Origin of the sequence: Mesorhizobium sp. B2-1-1 (genome assembly GCF_006442975.2) — a bacterium.
Classification (GTDB): Bacteria; Pseudomonadota; Alphaproteobacteria; order Rhizobiales; family Rhizobiaceae; genus Mesorhizobium.
The window spans coordinates 537,194-554,871 of sequence record NZ_CP083954.1 but is presented as its reverse complement, the minus strand read 5'-3'; the positions used below and the strand labels follow the sequence as shown (position 1 = coordinate 554,871).

General features: G+C 64.2%; 20 protein-coding genes. 10 read left to right on the top strand and 10 right to left on the bottom strand.

Annotated features, from left to right (window positions below):
- Positions 1 to 10: 10 nt before the first annotated feature.
- The 3 genes from FJ972_RS02615 to def are packed head-to-tail and all read right to left on the bottom strand — an operon-like array spanning position 11 to position 1,986.
- Positions 11 to 517 (bottom strand): GNAT family N-acetyltransferase, encoded by a 507-nt coding sequence (locus FJ972_RS02615; RefSeq protein ID WP_140524226.1) that lies wholly within the window; start codon positions 515 to 517, stop codon positions 11 to 13.
- A complete protein-coding gene (gene fmt / locus FJ972_RS02610; protein ID WP_140524224.1) occupies positions 514 to 1,449 on the bottom strand; it encodes a methionyl-tRNA formyltransferase in 936 nt (311 codons plus the stop codon). The genes FJ972_RS02615 and fmt overlap by 4 nt, the downstream gene beginning before the upstream one ends.
- A gap of 6 nt (positions 1,450 to 1,455) precedes the next feature.
- Positions 1,456 to 1,986, bottom strand: coding sequence for a peptide deformylase (def, locus tag FJ972_RS02605; protein WP_140524223.1), 531 nt, complete (start codon positions 1,984 to 1,986; stop codon positions 1,456 to 1,458).
- 103 nt (positions 1,987 to 2,089) lie between these two features.
- On the opposite strand from def, the gene FJ972_RS02600 reads away from it, so the two are divergent.
- Positions 2,090 to 3,376: a DNA recombination protein RmuC gene (locus FJ972_RS02600; protein ID WP_140524221.1), complete on the top strand. Its 1,287-nt coding sequence runs from the start codon at positions 2,090 to 2,092 to the stop codon at positions 3,374 to 3,376.
- Positions 3,377 to 3,395: 19 nt separating this feature from the next.
- On the opposite strand, the gene FJ972_RS02595 is transcribed toward FJ972_RS02600, so the two are convergent.
- Entirely contained in the window at positions 3,396 to 3,800 is a 405-nt protein-coding gene (locus FJ972_RS02595; RefSeq protein WP_140491431.1) for a GFA family protein, read from the bottom strand.
- 123 nt (positions 3,801 to 3,923) lie between these two features.
- Positions 3,924 to 4,877, bottom strand: coding sequence for a cation diffusion facilitator family transporter (locus FJ972_RS02590; protein WP_140524219.1), 954 nt, complete (start codon positions 4,875 to 4,877; stop codon positions 3,924 to 3,926).
- Between the two features lie 273 nt (positions 4,878 to 5,150).
- Between FJ972_RS02590 and FJ972_RS30095 the strand changes: the two genes are divergently transcribed.
- Both FJ972_RS30095 and sugE read left to right on the top strand, forming a co-directional pair.
- Positions 5,151 to 5,276 carry a hypothetical protein gene (locus FJ972_RS30095; protein WP_140491427.1) on the top strand — a complete coding sequence of 42 codons (126 nt, stop codon included), beginning with the start codon at positions 5,151 to 5,153 and terminating at the stop codon, positions 5,274 to 5,276.
- Positions 5,277 to 5,510: 234 nt separating this feature from the next.
- On the top strand, positions 5,511 to 5,825 hold the full coding sequence (gene sugE, locus FJ972_RS02585) for a quaternary ammonium compound efflux SMR transporter SugE (RefSeq protein ID WP_140524218.1): 315 nt from the start codon (positions 5,511 to 5,513) through the stop codon (positions 5,823 to 5,825).
- Positions 5,826 to 6,007: 182 nt separating this feature from the next.
- Here the strand turns inward: sugE and FJ972_RS02580 are convergent, their stop codons facing one another.
- Complete coding sequence (locus tag FJ972_RS02580) at positions 6,008 to 6,436, bottom strand: DUF6481 family protein (RefSeq protein ID WP_140491421.1); 429 nt, start codon at positions 6,434 to 6,436, stop codon at positions 6,008 to 6,010.
- A gap of 220 nt (positions 6,437 to 6,656) precedes the next feature.
- Here FJ972_RS02580 and FJ972_RS02575 point away from each other — a divergent pair, with 220 nt between their 5' ends.
- From FJ972_RS02575 to FJ972_RS02560, 4 genes are all read left to right on the top strand, one after another.
- A complete protein-coding gene (locus FJ972_RS02575) occupies positions 6,657 to 7,715 on the top strand; it encodes an LLM class flavin-dependent oxidoreductase (protein ID WP_140491419.1) in 1,059 nt (352 codons plus the stop codon).
- 151 nt (positions 7,716 to 7,866) lie between these two features.
- Positions 7,867 to 9,033 (top strand): AI-2E family transporter, encoded by a 1,167-nt coding sequence (locus FJ972_RS02570; protein WP_140491417.1) that lies wholly within the window; start codon positions 7,867 to 7,869, stop codon positions 9,031 to 9,033.
- Between the two features lie 73 nt (positions 9,034 to 9,106).
- Entirely contained in the window at positions 9,107 to 9,355 is a 249-nt protein-coding gene (locus tag FJ972_RS02565) for a hypothetical protein (protein WP_140524216.1), read from the top strand.
- A 23-nt stretch (positions 9,356 to 9,378) separates the two neighbouring features.
- The gene (locus FJ972_RS02560; protein ID WP_140524214.1) at positions 9,379 to 10,380 is read left to right on the top strand and encodes an LLM class flavin-dependent oxidoreductase; all 1,002 of its coding nucleotides are present in this window, start codon (positions 9,379 to 9,381) and stop codon (positions 10,378 to 10,380) included.
- A gap of 48 nt (positions 10,381 to 10,428) precedes the next feature.
- Here FJ972_RS02560 and FJ972_RS02555 read toward each other — a convergent pair whose 3' ends face one another.
- Positions 10,429 to 11,448, bottom strand: coding sequence for a LacI family DNA-binding transcriptional regulator (locus FJ972_RS02555; RefSeq protein ID WP_140491411.1), 1,020 nt, complete (start codon positions 11,446 to 11,448; stop codon positions 10,429 to 10,431).
- Between the two features lie 219 nt (positions 11,449 to 11,667).
- On the opposite strand from FJ972_RS02555, the gene FJ972_RS02550 reads away from it, so the two are divergent.
- From FJ972_RS02550 to FJ972_RS02540, 3 genes are read left to right on the top strand one after another with little or no spacing between them, the layout of a single operon-like run.
- Complete coding sequence (locus FJ972_RS02550; protein WP_140524437.1) at positions 11,668 to 13,251, top strand: sugar ABC transporter ATP-binding protein; 1,584 nt, start codon at positions 11,668 to 11,670, stop codon at positions 13,249 to 13,251.
- Entirely contained in the window at positions 13,248 to 14,558 is a 1,311-nt protein-coding gene (locus tag FJ972_RS02545) for an ABC transporter permease (protein ID WP_140491407.1), read from the top strand. Before FJ972_RS02550 ends, FJ972_RS02545 begins: the two co-directional genes overlap by 4 nt.
- On the top strand, positions 14,555 to 15,523 hold the full coding sequence (locus FJ972_RS02540) for a substrate-binding domain-containing protein (RefSeq protein ID WP_140491405.1): 969 nt from the start codon (positions 14,555 to 14,557) through the stop codon (positions 15,521 to 15,523). The genes FJ972_RS02545 and FJ972_RS02540 overlap by 4 nt, the downstream gene beginning before the upstream one ends.
- Positions 15,524 to 15,759: 236 nt before the next feature.
- Here the strand turns inward: FJ972_RS02540 and FJ972_RS02535 are convergent, their stop codons facing one another.
- Genes FJ972_RS02535 through FJ972_RS02525 form a run of 3 tightly spaced genes read right to left on the bottom strand, consistent with a single transcriptional unit; the run spans position 15,760 to position 17,676 of the window.
- Entirely contained in the window at positions 15,760 to 16,221 is a 462-nt protein-coding gene (locus FJ972_RS02535; RefSeq protein WP_140493433.1) for a MarR family winged helix-turn-helix transcriptional regulator, read from the bottom strand.
- On the bottom strand, positions 16,218 to 16,802 hold the full coding sequence (locus tag FJ972_RS02530) for an amino acid synthesis family protein (protein ID WP_140524212.1): 585 nt from the start codon (positions 16,800 to 16,802) through the stop codon (positions 16,218 to 16,220). Before FJ972_RS02530 ends, FJ972_RS02535 begins: the two co-directional genes overlap by 4 nt.
- Positions 16,795 to 17,676, bottom strand: coding sequence for a UPF0280 family protein (locus tag FJ972_RS02525; protein WP_140524210.1), 882 nt, complete (start codon positions 17,674 to 17,676; stop codon positions 16,795 to 16,797). The genes FJ972_RS02530 and FJ972_RS02525 overlap by 8 nt, the downstream gene beginning before the upstream one ends.
- Positions 17,677 to 17,678: the final 2 nt, after the last annotated feature.

The following is a 17,678-nucleotide window of genomic DNA, read 5'->3' as shown; positions in this document are numbered from 1 at the left end:
ACGCACTCGCCTAGGCGGCGAGTGCGGTGAAGGCCGAGGCGTAGACCAGCCGGCCGGTTTCGGGAGCGTCGCCCCAGGCCAGCGCCTGCAGCGCCTCGCCCTGGTACTCGCTCTCGAATCCTTCGGCGCGCGCGTGGCTGTAGCCGAAACGGCCGTAGTAGGTGGGGTCGCCCAGCACCACGGCCAGCATCTCGCCGGCGTCGCGCAGGCGGATGTGAGCCTCGCGGATCAGCGCGCCGCCAATGCCGGTGCCGTGAAAGGAGGGCTCCACCGCCAGCGGCGCCAGTGCCACCGCCGGGAAATCCTTGCCGCCGGTGCGGACGAAAAGACGCGAAAACAGGATGTGGCCAACCACTTGCCCGTCTTCTTCCGCCACCAGTTCGACAACGGCGTCGCCGCCGGAAACCAGCGCGTCAACCAGCCCGGCCTCCGCCTGCTGGCCGAAAGCGTGCTCCTCGACGAGACGGATGGCCTCGCGATCCCGCGGCGTCGCCGCGCGTATCGACATCATGCTCATGACAGTTTCATTCCTTTTTCGATCTTGGTCCCGCGCAGGAATTCTTGCGCGGCGGCGGGCCTTCCGCCAGCCCGTTGAACTTCGACCAGCCGGATCGCGCCCGCTCCGCAGGCGACCGTCAGGCGGTCGTCGAGAATTCCTCCCGGCTCGCCCACACCTTGCGCAAGCGTCGAGCGAAGCAGTTTCAGCCGTTCCACCCGGCCACCAATTTCAACCTCGCACCAGGCGCCGGGGAACGGCGACAGGCCGCGAATGTTATTGTGAACTTCGGCCGCGGGTCGCGTCCAATCCACGTGCGTATCGGATTTATCGATCTTTTTGGCATAGGTCACCCCCTCAACCGCTTGGGCGGTGAACGCCAGGCTATTCCTTTCCAGCCGCGCCAGCGCTTCCACGATCAGTGCGGCGCTGACGCTCATCAATCGATCATGCAGATCGCCGGCGGTCATATCGGGTTCGATGACGCATTTTTCAACCAGCCCCACCGGGCCGGTGTCGAGGCCTTCTTCCATGCGCATGACCATCATGCCGGTTTCGCTGTCGCCCGCCATGATCGCCCGTTGGATGGGCGCCGCACCGCGCCACCGCGGCAACAGCGAGGCATGGCCGTTGATGCAGCCCAGTCGCGGCGCCTCAAGAACCGCCCTGGGCAGCAGCAGGCCATAAGCCACGATCACGCCGATATCGGCTTGCAGCGCGCGAAAAGCTGCCTGTTCGGCCTCGCCCTTGAGCGACGTCGGCGTGCGCGTCTCGATGCCCAGCCGTTCCGCCTCGCGCTGTACCGGCGACGGCGTCAGCTCAAGGCCGCGCCGGCCGGCGGCTCGCGGCGGCTGCGTGTAGACGGCCGCGACCTCATGTCCGGCATCGGCAATCGCGCGCAATGTCGGCACCGAAAACTCCGGCGTCCCCATGAAAATGACGCGAAGGGGCATTGTCCCCTATCCCACCAGCTTGCCCGGAGCCTTGTCCTTGGCCAGCTTCTTGAACTTCTTCACCACCATGTCGCGCTTCAGCTTCGAAATGTGGTCGATGAACAGCACGCCGTTGAGATGGTCGATCTCATGCTGCAGGCAGGTTGCCATCAGCCCCTCGGCCTCCATTTCCTGCAGCTTGCTATCGCGGTCGAGATACTTGACCCGCACGGAAGCCGGGCGTTCGACCTCGGCATAATAGTCGGGAATCGACAGGCAACCTTCCTCGTAGACGGAGCGCTGGTCGGCGCTTTCCAGGATTTCGGGATTGATGAAGACATGCGGCGCCGGCGTCTCGTCCTCCTTGGCGAGGTCGATCACCAGCATGCGCAGCGGCTCGCCGATCTGGATCGCGGCCAGCCCGATGCCGGGCGCGTCATACATGGTCGCCAGCATGTCGTCGGCCAGTTTGCGCAAGGGCGCGTCGACGCGCTCCACCGGCTTGGAAACCTGGCGCAGGATGGGGTCGGGAAGAATGATGAGCGGCTTGATCGGCATGGCGTCTCACCTAAGACCTTGAATAAAGGGCGTCAACCGGTACGCCGGGGGATCGTTCACGTTTTGATCTGTGCTGGCCGGCCGAATCGTCTATGCTGTGTGCATGAACGACCTGACATCCATCCTTTCGGAACCTGTCGCCCGGCTTGGCGCGATCACGATCACGCTCGGCCATGCGCTGGCGTTCGGGGCCTTTGTGTTTCTTGGCCTGTTCGTGGCGCTTGTCGTCGCGCTGTGGCGCTCGGCCAAGGCGCGCGCCGTGGCCGCTGCCGAAGCCGCCGACCATGCCCGCGACGCCGAGGCGCGGATGGCCGGCATATTGCAAAGCCAAGCCGAGATGCAGGGCCGCATGGGCGCCATCGCGGAAGTCTTCGGCGCGCGGCAGGCGGAACTGACGCAATCGATCGGCCAGCGCCTCGATGCCATGACCGGCCGCCTCGGCCAGACCATGACCGAACAGACCAAATCCACTCATGAGAGCCTGGCCAAATTGCAGGAGCGGCTGGCCGTCATCGACACCGCGCAAGGCAACATCCAGTCGCTCGCCGGCCAGGTCGTGCAATTGCAGGCGATCCTCTCCAACAAGCAGACGCGCGGCGCCTTCGGCCAGTCGCGCATGGAAGCGATCGTCGCCGACGGTCTGCCGCACGGCGCCTACGAGTTCCAGGCGACCTTGTCCAACGGCAGCCGTCCCGATTGCCTGGTGAAGATGCCCAACGGCGCGCCGGCGCTTGCCGTCGACGCCAAGTTTCCGCTGGAAGCCTGGAACGCCATCCGCGCCGCCGAAGGCGCCGAACAGCAGAAGGTCGCGTCGCAGGCCTTCCGCCGCGACATCGAGGTGCATGTCCGCGATATCGCGGATAAATATCTGATCCAGGGCGAGACGCAGGATACCGCCTTCATGTTCGTGCCGTCGGAATCGGTGTTTGCCGAGATCCACGAAAATTTCGAGGCGGTGGTGCAGAAGGCGCACCGCGCCCGCGTCGTCATCGTCTCGCCGTCGCTCCTGATGCTGTCGATCCAGGTCATCCAGGCGATCCTGAAGGATGCCCGTATGCGCGAGCAGGCACACCTGATCCAGGGCGAGGTGATCCGGCTGATGGAGGATGTTTCGCGCGTCGACGAGCGGGTGCGCAAATTGCAGGGCCATTTTGCCCAGTCGGCCAAGGATATAGACGACATCCTCGTCTCGACGTCGAAGGTGACCAAACGCGGCCAGAAGATCGAAGCTCTGGACTTTGGGGCGCAGCCCGGAGGCGATGCCGACCCTGACATGGCGTCACCAGCCCCTGCGAAGCCGGAACCCGGCCCGCGCGTTGTCGATTCCCCACGCGTTGCCGATTCAAAGACCGGCCAGCTCAGGCTGAGGGTCGTCGAAGGCGACGAATGAGGCGCCGCACCGGACGGCGCTACTGCTCCTCCACTGTGGTCATGCCGTGAAATTCAGGTAGCCAGTGAAGCGCCGAGCGGTGCCATTTTTGCAGTGTCGGAATCAAATCCTGGCGTTGCCGCGCGGTTCCCACTCGAATGCCGTAGACCTTTGGGCCATCTCCGACCGACGTGGCGTAAAGGTGCGAACCGCAGTCGGCGCAAAAGGCCTGGACGCGCTTGGCGCCGCTTGCCACGGTCTTGATGTAGACCTTCGGTGTACCCTTTGTGATCCGGTAGTGATCTTCAGGCGCCGGAACGGTGACGCGAAAGGCCGTACCGGTCAACTGTTGGCAATCGGTACAATGGCAGATCGAGGTCTTTTCCGGTTCGACCTCCGCCTCATAGGTGATGGCACCACAATGACAGCCGCCGTCGATCTTCATAATCAGTCCTCCAAAACTCGATCGGCTGATTTTAGCGGCGCAGCGTCGCAAGGCAACGACGCGACGCTGGTCCAAGACATAATCCCGAGGAGTGGAATGTGGTTTCGAGACCTGCTCAAAACTCTACTCGGATGCCGATTCGATCAGCTTGCGCCGCTGTTCCCAGGTGCCTGTCGTCTGCGGCTTGACGAACAGCCGGGTGATCTCGGGCATTTCCTTCCTTAGCCGCGCTTCGAGGCGCTCGACGCAGGCTTCGATTTCCGGCGCGGACAGATGGTCCTCGAATTCGATGCTCAGGCCGGCAACGATTTCTTCCGGCCCCAGGTGGACGGTCAGGACGCCGTTCGCCCGCTGCACCGCCGGATCCTGCTGCGCGATCGCCAGCACTTCTTTCTGCACCGCGGGCGAAGCAGGCTCGCCGATGAGCAGCCCCTTGCTCTCGCGCGCCAGGAAGGCCGCGGTCGCACCCAGGATCAGCGCAATGCCGATCGAGGCGGCGCCGTCCAGTTCCGGCATCTCGAAAATCTCCGCCGCCAATATGCCGGCAAAGGCGACGATCAGGCCGAGAAGCGCGGCACTGTCCTCGAACAGCACTGTGTAGACGCTTGGATCCTTGCTCGATTGCACGGCCTGCAGCCAGCCCTGCTGGCCCTTCTGCCGGCGGAATTCCCTCAGCGCCACCAGCCATGAGCTGCCCTCGAACAGAAACGACAGGCCGAGCACGATGTAATTGACCCTGACATTGGCGGCCGGTTCGGGCGCAATGATGTGCGTCACGCCTTCGTAGAACGATACGCCGGCGCCGAGCGCGAAGACGAGAAGCGCCACGATGAAGCTCCAGAAGTAGAGCTCGCGGCCATGGCCGAGCGGATGCGCGCGGGTGGCCGGGCGTGCGGCGCGATGCATGCCATAAAGCAGCAGGCTGCCATTGCCGGTATCGACCAGCGAATGCACGCCTTCCGAAAACATCGCCGAACTGCCGGTGAAGAAGGCTGCGACGAATTTGGTCAGCGCGATCGCGAGATTGCCGGCGAGCGCCGCGTAGATGACCGTTCGAGAGCCGCCATGCCCCGCCATTGCTTCCCTGTCGTCCTGTCCGACACGCGAAGTCTAGAGCAATTGCAGGAAAAGTGGGAGCCGATTTCCTTGAGATCATGCTGCGGGCCCGCCGAAATTCCGCGGCCATCGCGACGCACCAACACCCCGTCCGTTCAAGTCGCTGCGCGCCGGTTCGGATTCATAAGGCCGCCGAAACAGGTTGCCGGTTTTCGCGGCCGTGACCGCGAACGGCCCTTGCCTAGAGGCATTTCTCTTGTTTCACTTCACTTCCCGCAACTGGAGGAACGAATCATGGCAAAAGGTGCGATGAAGGCAGGCAAGGAGGCCCGCAAGCCAAAGAAGGACGCCAAGAAGCCGGCCGCTGCTCCCACGCTCAAGGCGCCGCCGGTCAAGGCAACGAGGCTCAAGGAAAAATAGTCGCGTGCCTCGGATGGAGTTCGCCGGCGGCGTTCGGAACACCGCCGGCAGTTTGTTGATCGGGCGTTAAGACACCCTATATCTGGTGCGGGGACGACCCCACATCTCCTGAAATCCGGTCGGGACGACCCGCCCACTGTCTGATAGGGCATCGGCTGCCGCGGTGCTCGGTCGATCGCGCATTGCATCGTCTTGAAACGGACATTGGTGCGATGCTTGGATGGAGCGTTCCCCATGTCATGGATTTTTCTGTTTTTCGCCGGCCTGTTCGAGATCGGCTGGGCAATCGGCCTCAAATACACCGACGGATTCACCCGGCTCGTCCCGACCGTGCTCACGGTCGCCTCGATGATCGTCAGTCTCTCGCTGCTTGGACTGGCGCTGAAAGCGCTGCCCGTCGGCACCGCCTATGCGGTGTGGACCGGCATCGGCACGGTCGGCACGGCGCTGCTCGGTATCTGGCTGCTCGGCGAGCCGGCGACCGTCATCAGGCTCGCCTGCATCGCGCTCATCGTCTGCGGCATTATGGGGCTGAAATTCGCGGCGTAAAGCAATCCAGGAAGCGAAGCGGTTTTCCATCCGGAATTGCGTCGAAGCAAACAGAGCAATTTTGCGAAAGTCGCATCACGAACGGCGTCGGCAATCGCATGAATTGGCGCGCGGACAAACGCATGCAGGGCCGCTTCGCAGCGACCCTGATCCTCGAAGCAGCTTGCTCCGGCGGTCTGAGGCTAGCGGCCGGTAAAGCCTGGCGGTGTCCTGCCGGTGCGCGCCTTGCGCGCCGCATAGCGCGCGTCGCGCTTCGCCTTGCGCTCGGCCTCGTCGGCCAGCAGACGCGCGATGCGCTCGGCCTCTTCGGCTTCCCGAATCCTGGCTTCCGCCTGCGCCGCCTCTTCGGCCGCGACCCGTGCGGCTTCGGCTGCGGCCTCGCGCTCGGCCTTCTCGATTGCCTCGCGTGCCAGCCTTTCCTGCTTCAGCCTCGCCTTCTCGGCCTCGCGTATCTCACGCGCCGCAAGGATAGCCTTGCGTTCGGCCTGTCGCGCCAGCACCGCGGGATCGTCCGCCGCCGGCTTCGACTTGAAGCGCTCCAGAAGCGCCTTCTTTGCCTCGTTCGCGGCGTTGCGCCGCTCGAAAATGTCTTTTTCCCTGTAGATAGCCAAGTCCACTTCCCTGAAGTCAATTCGCGACGCTTACATACGCGCGAAAACCGGGAGTTCAAGCGCCAAAACGGTATGCCAGCCATGAAATTCCGTGCTGTTGCAGCCGGGAGACGCCTTCGCGGCCGAAACGGACACGCACTGTTCGCAGTCAGACCCTCTGGTGGTGATACGGGCTGATCGCTACCTCTAGCGCGAAAATCAAACGCCAGGATGACACCAGATGGAACTCGGTCTCTACACTTTCGCCGACGTCAGCCCGCAGCCGGGCCCCGGCGCAATCGGCCCGCACGAGCGGCTGCGCAACCTGATCGAGGAGATCGAACTGGCCGATCAGGTCGGCCTTGACGTTTTCGGCCTTGGCGAGCATCACCGGCCGGACTATGCCGCGTCCGCGCCTGTCGTGGCTCTGGCCGCGGCGGCCGAGCAAACCAAACGCATAAAACTGACCAGCGCCGTCACTGTCCTGTCTTCGGACGATCCGGTCCGCGTCTTCCAGCAATTCGCCACGCTCGACCTTCTTTCCGGCGGCCGGGCCGAGATCATGGCCGGGCGCGGCTCGTTCATCGAATCCTTTCCGCTGTTCGGCTACAATCTTGAGGATTATGACGAGCTGTTCGCCGAAAAGCTCGACCTGCTGCTCGCCATCCGCGATCAGGTGAAGATCACCTGGTCCGGCAATCTGCGCGCGCCGATCAACGATCGCGGCGTCTACCCACGCCCCTTGCAGGAAAAACTGCCGATCTGGATCGCCATCGGCGGCACGCCGCAGTCCGCCGCCCGCGCGGGCGCGCTCGGCCTGCCGCTGGCGCTCGCCATCATCGGCGGCGAGCCGGCGCGGTTCGCGCCGCTGTTTGACCTCTATCGCGAGGCCGCCAGGCGCGCGGGCGCCGATCCGAAGGGTCTTGCCACCAGCATCAACGTCCACGGCTTCATCGCCGACACGACCGAGAAGGCGGCCGACGATTTCTATGGCCCACAGGCCGAGGTGATGAACCGCATCGGCCGCGAGCGCGGCTGGGGTCCGACCTCGCGGGCGCATTTCGACCAGTCACGCGGCCCGGGCGGCGCCTTGTTCGTCGGCAATCCCGAGCAGGTGGCCGAGAAGATCGTCGCCCAGCACAAGATCTTCGGCAATGACCGCTTTTTGCTGCAGATGGCGATCGGCATCATGCCGCATGCCAAGGTCATGAAGGCGATTGAACTCTACGGCACCAGGGTGGCGCCGATCGTGCGCAAGGAAACGGCTGACGCCGTCCCGGCCCCGGCGCCTGCCGCGTAGTGTTGCACTTCCGCGAAAAATTGCGCGGGAACAATAACCGCGACGGCGGGCCTCGTGGGCTCGCCGTCAACGCCGGCTCACGGAACCTTGGACCGGCAGGGGCGTTTTCTCAGCGGTTGCGCCAATTGCGGTGCGCCGCCGAGGGACCGTGATGAAAGCTGACCCCACCGCTTCGGTCGCGGGCGTTTCCGAAGCAGAAGAGGCGCGCATCGCCGCCCGCGCCGACACGCATCTGATACGCTCGCTGCTCGTCGGCATCTTCATCTTCATGGCCATCTACGCGCTCTATTTCGCCCGTGCCTTCTTCATGCCGGTCATACTGGCCTTTCTGCTGGCATTGACGCTGACGCCGATCGTCAGGCTTCTGCGCAAGCGCGGCATACCCGAGGTGATTTCGGCGACGCTTCTGGTGCTTCTGTCTCTCTGCCTCTTCGCCAGCGCCGGCTACCTGCTGAGCGGCCCGGTGATCGATCTCATCAACAACACTTCGTCGATCGGCCAGCGGCTGACCGAGCGGCTGGCGCATTTGCGACCTCCGCTCGAGAGGATGATGGAGGTTACACATCAGATCGAAGGCCTCACCGAGACGTCGCAGGAGCCGGGCATACAGAAAGTCGCGGTAGCCCAGTCTGGCTTCCTGTCGTCGGCGGCCTCGAACATTCTTTCGGCGGGAACAAGCCTGACCATCATCTTCGTGCTGTCGCTGTTCCTGCTTGCTTCAGGCACGATGTTCTATGAAAAGATCATCCAGTCCTTCGCCAGCCTCACCGAGAAGAAGCGGGCGCTGCGGGTCGTTTACGACGTGGAACGGGAAATCTCGCACTATCTGCTCACCGTCACCATCATCAATATCGGCCTCGGCACGATCATTGGCCTTGGTCTGTGGGCACTCGGTATGCCCAACCCGCTCGTCTGGGGCGCCACGGCCGCTCTGCTTAATTTCCTGCCCTATGTCGGCGCCATGATCACGCTCATCGTGGTCACGATCATCGCGCTGATCAGCTTCGACACGATCTCCTATGCGTTGTTGGCGCCTGCCTTCCTGCTTTTGTGCGACATCGTCGAAGGCCAATTCGTAACGCCGATGGTTGTCGGCCGGCGGCTCGAGATCAACGCCGTGGCGATCTTCATCGCCATTGCCTTCTGGTCATGGCTATGGGGCTTTGTCGGCGCGCTGATGGCGGTGCCGCTGCTGGTCCTCATCAAGGTGTTCTGCGATCACTTCGATGGTCTGAGCCATGTCGGCAACTTCCTGGCGGCACAACATCTCTCGGCGGTGGAAGATGAGGCCACCGAGGAAGGTAAGGCTCCGGCATAAAGCCGCGCGTCTGGTTTGCGGCGCCTGGCTCGAATGCCTATATCCGGCCGGTCCAATGGCCGGTGCCCTTCCCATGAGCGATGCTTCCTTCGACCTCGACGACTGTTTCGCTCGCATCGGCCATGCCGGCTTGCGCGATGCGCGGCTGGGCGCGTCGCCAACATTTGGCGTCGACAGATCCGGGCTTGCATTTCCTGTCCATCATCGCGGCAGCCCCGCCGAGCAGAAACGCATGGCCGCGGCCAGCGGATTTGCCGATGCGCTCGGGGGCGGCTTGGCATCCTCATTCCCGACCGCACGGCCTTCGAGGCAGGGTGCTTGAGATAAACCTCGTGGAGACCTGACATGGCAGCCCTTTCCGTCCTCGACCTGTCGCCGATCGTCGAAGGCAGCGATGCCTCGCAGTCGCTGGCCAATTCGCTCGATCTTGCCCGCCATGCCGAGCGGCTGGGCTACAAGCGCTATTGGCTGGCCGAGCATCATAACATGCCGGGCATCGCAAGTGCCGCCACCTCGGTCGTCATTGCCCATGTCGCGGGCGGCACCAAGACCATTCGCGTCGGCGCCGGCGGCATCATGTTGCCCAATCACTCGCCGCTGGTCATCGCCGAGCAGTTCGGCACGCTGGCCGCCTTGTTCCCCGGCCGCATCGATCTCGGCCTCGGCAGGGCGCCCGGCACGGACATGAACACGGCGCGCGCCTTGCGCCGCAATCTCGAGGCCGGTGCCGACAATTTTCCGCAGGACGTCGTCGAGCTGATGGGCTATTTCCTGCCGGCGGAAGAGGGCCAGCGGCTGCGCGCCGTGCCGGGTGAAGGCCAGACCGTGCCGGTCTGGATCCTCGGCTCCAGCCTGTATGGCGCCCAGCTTGCCGCCATGCTCGGCCTGCCCTACGCCTTCGCTTCGCATTTCGCGCCGGCCGAGCTAGACCATGCGCTGGACATCTACCGCTCCCGCTTCCAGCCGTCGGAACAGCTCGACAAGCCCTATGTCATGCTCGGCCTCAACGTCTTTGCGGCGCCCACCGACACTGAGGCACGACTGCTGTTCACCTCGCTGCAGCAGGCTTTCGTCAATCTGCGCACCGGCCGCCCCGGAAAATTGCCGCCACCGGTCGAGAACTATGACCGCGATCTCGATCCGATGGCCAAGTCCATGCTCGGCCAGGCGCTGTCCTGCGCCGTCGTCGGCTCGCCGGAAACGGTGCGGCAAGGCATCGACGCCTTCGTTCGCCGCACCGGCGCCGACGAATTGATGGTCACCGCGCAGATATTCGATCATGCGGCTCGGGTGAGGTCCTTCGAAATCCTGGCCGACGCCCACAAATCGCTGTCGCAAGCGGCGTGAGATTTCCAGCTCGGCGCTTGCCGATAGCGATTCAACCACTGAACCGCTCTACGCACTCACGCTCTGCGCCACCGCTCCCAGCGGTCGGCATGAATTGCGGATCATCAACCGGCCCTTGAGCACCAGCTTGCGCGGCGGCGCGTCGCGATTTCCGGCAAGGCGGTCGAGCAGCAAATTGGCCGCCTGTTCGCCGATCGCCTGCACCGGCTGTGCCACCGTGGTCAGTTGCGGGACAAACACGTCCGACCACGGAAAATCGTCGAAACAGGCGATCGAAACATCTTCCGGGCAGGACAGGCCGATATCGCGGATCGCCTTCATGGTGCCGATCACCATCGGATTGTTGGCGGAGAAGATCGCGCTCGGCCTGTCGTGCAGCGACAACAGCTGCATGGCCGCGTTATAGCCGTCGATCTCGTGAAAATTGCCGGAACGTACCAGCTCCTCGGCGACCGGCAGGCCGGCTGCCTGAAGCGCTTCGCGATATCCGGCCATGCGATCATGCATCGGTGAGATATCCGACGTTCCGGTGATGTAGCCGATGCGCCGGTGCCCGAGATGTATCAGGTAGGTGATGGCGTCGAACACGGCGCGCTGGTTGTCGAGCACCACGGCATCCGTGTCGACACCGTCGCAGATGCGGTCAAGCAGGACGACCGGCACGTTGGCGTCGTCGACGATGCGCTTGAGGATCGTCCCATCGCCGACGCGCGCCACGATCAGCCCGTCGACCATACGGTCGAGCAGCAGCCTGATCTGGTCGTCCTGGGTGTTGAGGTCCTCGTCCGTGCAGCACAGCATGACCGCATAGCCGGCGCGGTCGAAGGCCTGCTGGATGACTGACACGACATCGGTGAAGAACGGATTGGTGATGTGCGGGACAGTCAATCCGATGGTGCGCGTGGTGCCCATTTTCAGGCTGCGGGCGATCGCATTGCGCTTGTAGCCGATATCGCGGATCGCCTGCTCGATGCGCTGGCTGAGCTCCGGGCTGACGGTCGCCGTGCCGTTGATCAGCGCCGAAACCGTGGCGACCGACACGCGCGCCGCTTCGGCCACGTGAAGCATGGTCGGCGCCGTCGATTTTCGCTGCCTTGTCTGCCTTGACCTTGCCATTTTCGAAACGTTTCGCCGCCTCTCTAGCATCATACCTACGGAATATCGCGGTTTTTCGCAAGAATTGAAATGAGCCAATCTCACGTGACCAGATAGAAGCTTGACAGGATCGAAACGTTTAGAATAGCGTTCATGAGGTCAGACGACGACGGAAGGGAGGCCGCCTTTGTCATGGAGCACGGAAATTCCATCGCGCGTCGGGATGTTGCGGCGGATCGTTCGGAGGTCGTCCTAAGCGCTGAGCACGTATCCAAGAGCTTCGGCGGCATTGCCGCCTTGGTCGACGTCGGTTTCGAGCTGCGGCGCGGCGAAGTCCATGCCTTGATGGGTGAGAACGGCGCCGGCAAGTCGACGCTGATGAAGATCCTTTCCGGTGTCTACACGGGTTATGAAGGCACGGTTCGCGTCGACGGCGTAGCCGCGAGTTTCGCCGGCGTGCGCGACGCCGAGGCCGCCGGCATTGCCATCATCCACCAGGAGCTCAACCTGGTTCCCGAACTCAGCGTCGCCGACAACATCTTTCTCGGGCGCGAGAAGCTGATCGCCGGGCTGATCGTCGATCGCAAGGCGAGCAGCCGCGCCGCCAGCGCCCTTCTGCAGCGGCTGGGCATCGAGCTCGACCCGGAAGCCCGTGTCGGCACCTTGCGCGTCGGCGAACAGCAACTGGTCGAGATCGCCAAGGCGCTGTCGATGTCGGCGCGCATCCTGATCATGGACGAGCCGACTTCGGCGCTCTCTCCAGCCGAATGCCAGAGGCTGTTCCGCATCATCCGCCAGCTTGCCGACAGCGGCGTCGCCATCGTCTACATCTCGCACCGCATCGACGAGGTCATGCACCTGGCGGGCAGGGTCACGGTGTTTCGCGACGGACGCCACGTGCTGACGCGGCCGATGGGCGAGCTCGACGAGAACGCCATCATTTCGGCAATGGTCGGGCGAGACCTGCTGGCCTCCTCGGAAGAGGAGCGCCGTTCCGGCGGCGAAATCGTGCTTTCCGTCGAGAACCTGTCGCTGACGAAACCCGACGCCCATGGCTGGCGCACCGTGATCGACGGAGTCAGCTTCGAACTCGCCGAAGGCGAGATCCTTGGCATTGGCGGGCTGCTGGGTTCAGGGCGCACCGAAATCCTGGAGGCGATCTTCGGCTCGAGCGATGGCCGCACCGGCGGCGAGATCCGGCTCGACGGCGCGCCGGTCGAGATCCGCTCGCCGCGCGATGCCAGGCGCCTCGGCATTGCGCTGGTGACCGAGGACCGCAAGACCCAAGGCCTGCATCTCCAGGCTTCCATTACAGACAACGTCGCATTGCCGCTGGTCGGATCGCTGGCGCGCTTCGGCATCCGTTCGCTGGCCGGCGAACAGGAGCTGGCGCGCCACGCGGTCCGGGCGCTCGGCATACGCTGCGAGGACATCGACCAGCCAGCCGGCACATTGTCGGGCGGCAACCAGCAGAAGGTCGTCATCGGCAAATGGCTGGCGACACGGCCGCGCGTGCTTCTTCTCGACGAGCCGACGCGCGGCATCGACGTCGGCGCCAAGCGCGAGATCTACGATCTCATCTTCAAGCTTGCGCGCGACGGGCTGGCTATTGCCGTCATCAGCTCCGAATTGCCGGAACTGCTGTACCTCTCCGACCGCATTCTGGTGATGGCCGATGGCCGCCAGACCGGCATCCTTTCCCGCGATGCGGCGAGCGAGGAGGCCATCATGCGTCTCGCCGCGCCGCGCCGCACGATTTCGAGACCTGCCGCATGACCGCCTTGAAACTCCTGTCCCGCACCAAGCTCTATTGGGGCCTCATCGCCATCTTCCTGATCGGCGTGCTGGGCTCGCCGGTCAGCTCCAAGGGCAACAACATCTTCCTGTCCTACGGCAATCTGCTCGACGTGCTGCGCCAGGTGTCGACCACCGGCCTGATCGCCACCGGCATGACGGCGGTGATCATCACCGGCGGCATCGATCTTTCGGTCGGCTCGCTGATGGCAATCTGTTCGGTGGTCTGCGCCATGCTGCTGACGGTTCCGGGCGTGACGCCGGGAGTGGTGCTTGGCGTGCCCACCGTCGCCGTGGTGGCGCTCTGTCTCGGCTTCATCGTCACCCGCTTCATTTTCCTCAATCTTGAAAAGTCGCGCGCCGGCGCCGATGCCTCGCGCGACGCAAGGCTGGACCGCGCCCGCGGCCTGGTCACGCCGGCAATCGTCGGCGTGGTCCTGTGCTGTCTTTCCCTGTGGTACCTGCTGCCGCAGGTCGAGCCCAAATTCGGCGTCCTCGGCGTGCTGCTGGTCGCGCCATGCGTGGGCCTGCTGTTCGGTGCGCTCAACGGCTTCATCATCGTTGCCGGGCGGCTGCAGCCCTTCATCGTCACCCTGGCGATGATGGTGACGGCGTTGGGCATCGCCCGGCTGACCGCCGGCCAGAACAATGCTGTGCTGCCGGTCTATACCGGCTCGAACGCCACCGAGGATTTCGAGCTGCTGCGCTCGATGGTGTTCGGCGTCATTCCGATGCCAGGCCTGTTCTTCCTCGGCGCCATCCTGATCTATGGCGCGGTGCTGCGCTTCACGCCGTTCGGCCGCTATGTCTACGCCATCGGCGGCAATGAGGAGGCGGCCAGGCTTTCCGGCATCGCCGCCGGCCGGGTCAAGATCGTCACCTACGCCGTTTCGGGCCTGCTCGCCGGCATTGCCGCGGTGCTCTATGTCGCGCAGTACCGGCAAGGCAAGCCCGATGCCGGCGCCGGCCTGGAGCTCGACGCCATCGCCGCCGTGGTCATCGGCGGCACCAGCCTGATGGGTGGGCGCGGCAGCCTCACGGGGACATTCTGCGGCGTGCTGATCTTCGGGCTGCTGTCCAACATATTGCAGCTCCACAACATCAATTCGAACCTTCAGCTGGTGCTGAAGGGGATGATCATCATCGGCACAGTGCTCGTGCAGGAGCGCAATGCCGGTGATCTCCTAGCCTATCTGCGCCTGCCCGGAGCGGCGCACAAGGAAACGGCCGCGGCAAAACGGCCGTCGCAAGAGACCCGGTCTCTCAATCTCGGAGGAAACAAGAAATGAAACGACGTGACACGCTGAAGCTTGCCGCCCTTGGCGCGGCATTGCTGACCACCACCGCGCTGCTCTCCACCGGCCACGCCATGGCCCAGGACAAGAAGTGGAAGATCGGCTTCTCGCAGGTGACGACCATCGAGCCTTGGCGCGCGCAGTTCAACAAGGACATACTGGCCGAGGCCGCCAAGCACCCCGAGGTCGAGCTGATCATCACCGACGGCGAGGACAAGACCGAGAAGCAGGTTGCCGATGTCGAGAACCTGATCCGCCAGGAGGTCGATGCGCTCTTGGTGTCGCCGAAGGAATCGGCCGGCCTGACCGGGGTCGTGCAGCAGGCGATCGACGCCAAGATCCCGGTCTTCGTGCTCGACCGGAATGTCGACACCAAGGACTACACCCAGTTCGTCGGCGGCGACAACAAGCTGATCGGCCGCGCGGCCGGCGAATATGCCGTCGAGCTGCTCGGCGGCAAGGGCAAGGCATCGGGCAATGTCGTCGAGATCTGGGGCGGCATGGGCACCCAGCCGGCGCATGACCGCCATGACGGCTTCCATGAGTTCACCGACAAGGAGCCGGGCATCAAGTACCTGCTCGACCAGCAGTCGGGCGACTGGAAGCAGGACCAGGCCTATAATCTGATGGCCAACGCGCTGAAGAGCAACGAGAAGATCGATCTCGTCTACGGCCACAACGACCCGATGGCCTATGGCGCCTATCTTGCCGCCAAGGATGTCGGCCGCGAGAAGGACATCAAGTTCATCGGCATCGACGGCCTGCCCAACGAAGGCGTGCAGATGGTGAACAAGGGCGAGCTGACGGCGACCTTCACCTATGTCACCCCGGGCGCCGAGGGCCTTCGGCAGGCGATCAAGTTCCTCAACGGCGAGAAGGTCGAAAAGACCATCACCTTGCCGACGCAGAAGATCACCAAGGAAAACGCCGCCCAGGTGCTGAAGGACAACGGCCTCTGAGATTTCGCCGGAGATAAGCGGCGCCCTTCCTCTCCCCCGTCGATCGGGGGAGAGGTGTCGAGCGAAGCTCGACGGAGTGGGAGTCGACCCTTGGCGCGGTGCAGGAAGATTCTTGCGCCCTGGTCCCTTTTCAATGTCCGTCGGCGGCGGTGGCCAGGTGGTTCCCCCACTCCGTTGCCGCTTCGCAGCGTCGCCTATTCCCGTCCGGAGGGAGAGGAAAGGACCTCGTCGCCGGCCTACGCCAATTTCGCCAGCAGCTTCATGAAGGTGGCGATCTCCCTGGCCGTGAGCGGTGCCAAGGTTTCCTCGGTAATCTCGCGCGCCAGCGGGATCAGGCGTTCGATCGCCTCGCGCCCTTCGGCGGTCAAATTGACCAGCAGCCGGCGCTTGTCGCCCTCGTGCTTGGAGAGTTCGACAAGGCCGCGCGCCTTCAGCCGGTCGATGACGCCCTTGACCGTCGCCGCATCCATGGCGATCAGCGTGCCGAGCTGGTTCTGCGAAGTCTCCCCGACATCGCGCAGCTTGGCCAATGCCGCGAATTGCGGTGGCGTCAGGTCGCCGATATGGGCAGCGAAGATCGAGACGTGGCGCTGATGCGCCTTGCGCAGGATGAAGCCGACCTGCTCCTGCAGGTGGTAGTCCTGATCGTCCGCCTCCTCGACCTCGACCAGCTTCAGCAGATTGTCCTCGCCGCTCACCGCAGCCCGTCCCATGCCTTGATGTCGTCGGCGGCCAGGCCGCCCATGCGATTGTGCACGCGCGGACCGCAGGTCATGGCGAGGCAGAACAGGATCTCGTCGGGACGCGGTCCGTCGCTGACGCCGACTTCCATCGCATCGAAATGGCTGCGCACATAGGCGGCGTTGATGTGGCCGAGAGGCACATCCAGCCGCGAGCCGAAGGCGCCGACCTTCTTGGCCGACGGCACGATCGCCTTGGCGTCGCCGAGCCGCTCGCGCATGGCGTAGCCGCCCGGCACATGCCAAAGCGCGCCATGCTCGAGTTCGCCCGATGTGCCGACGATGGCGCCTTTGCCATAGCCGTCGATCTGCTTCACGTCGCCACCCAATGCCGCGATCAGCCGGTCGGCGAGCAGCAGGCCAAGCGGCTTCAGATCGTCCATGGCGCTCTGCAACTCCTTGGCATAGCGCCCGGCGAACGGGTTCTTTACCAGCGCCATGGCGGCGGCACGGCGGCGCGGCACCTTGGGCGCCGGCCCGCCCTCATGAAAGATCTCTTCGGTCAGCACCACGATCTTGCGGAGCGGAAACTCAGGCATGGGCAACTTCCTTCCCTGGACTTTTGTCGGGCGCGGCAAGCGCCATTGAGCCCTCGATGCGGGTCTGGCCGGCGAGGAACAGCGCCGATGCGGCGACCAGTCCCCTGCGGCGGAAATCTTCGGCGACGGCAAGTCCCCTGTCCAGCGCCGTGGCAATCTCTTTGGCAGAAAGCGGACCGACCTCCTGCGTCACCAGCCTGTCGCCAAGGTCGTTGTCCGGCGCCAGATCATGCGCGGGCACACGCCGAATAGCGGGATGGTTGGCCAAGTCGACGGCATTGGCGATCAGCGTCGCCGCGGCATCGGCCTCTGCGCCGGTCCTCGCCAGCACGGTGACGGCGTCGACGATGCCCAAGGAAAACGAGCGCCCGCGCCAGCCGCTGGTGGCAACGCCTTGCACGCCGTCCTCGGCGCGGATGACGATGCGGTCGGCAAGGCCATGGCCGGTGCCGGCAATGGCAAGGGTGATCGACTGGCCGGTACCGAGATGAAGCGCGCTGTCGCCGCCATTGTTGACATAGGCGCGATCGAGTTTTCGCCCGGTAATCAGTGCGGCAAGTATTTCGTCGGCTACCGAACCGGCGACGGCTGCCATCGGCGTGATGAAGTCGTCCGCCAATGGGGTAACTGCCGCTTCCATGCGCCGCGCCGTCGAGCCGGCGAAGGCGCGCGGGCGCAACGTGGCCGGCCGGCGCAACTCGGGCAATTCCTCCACCAGTTCCGGCAGGATGGTCTGGAATCGCGCCACGGCCTGCTCATAAGCTCGCCGGCATTCGCCTGGCGTCCCAAAGGCCTCGACGATCAGGTCGATCGGCCCGTGATTGAGGTGCAGCCGCTTGCCATCCCCGAGCCAATGCGCTTGCGGGCCGTTCATCG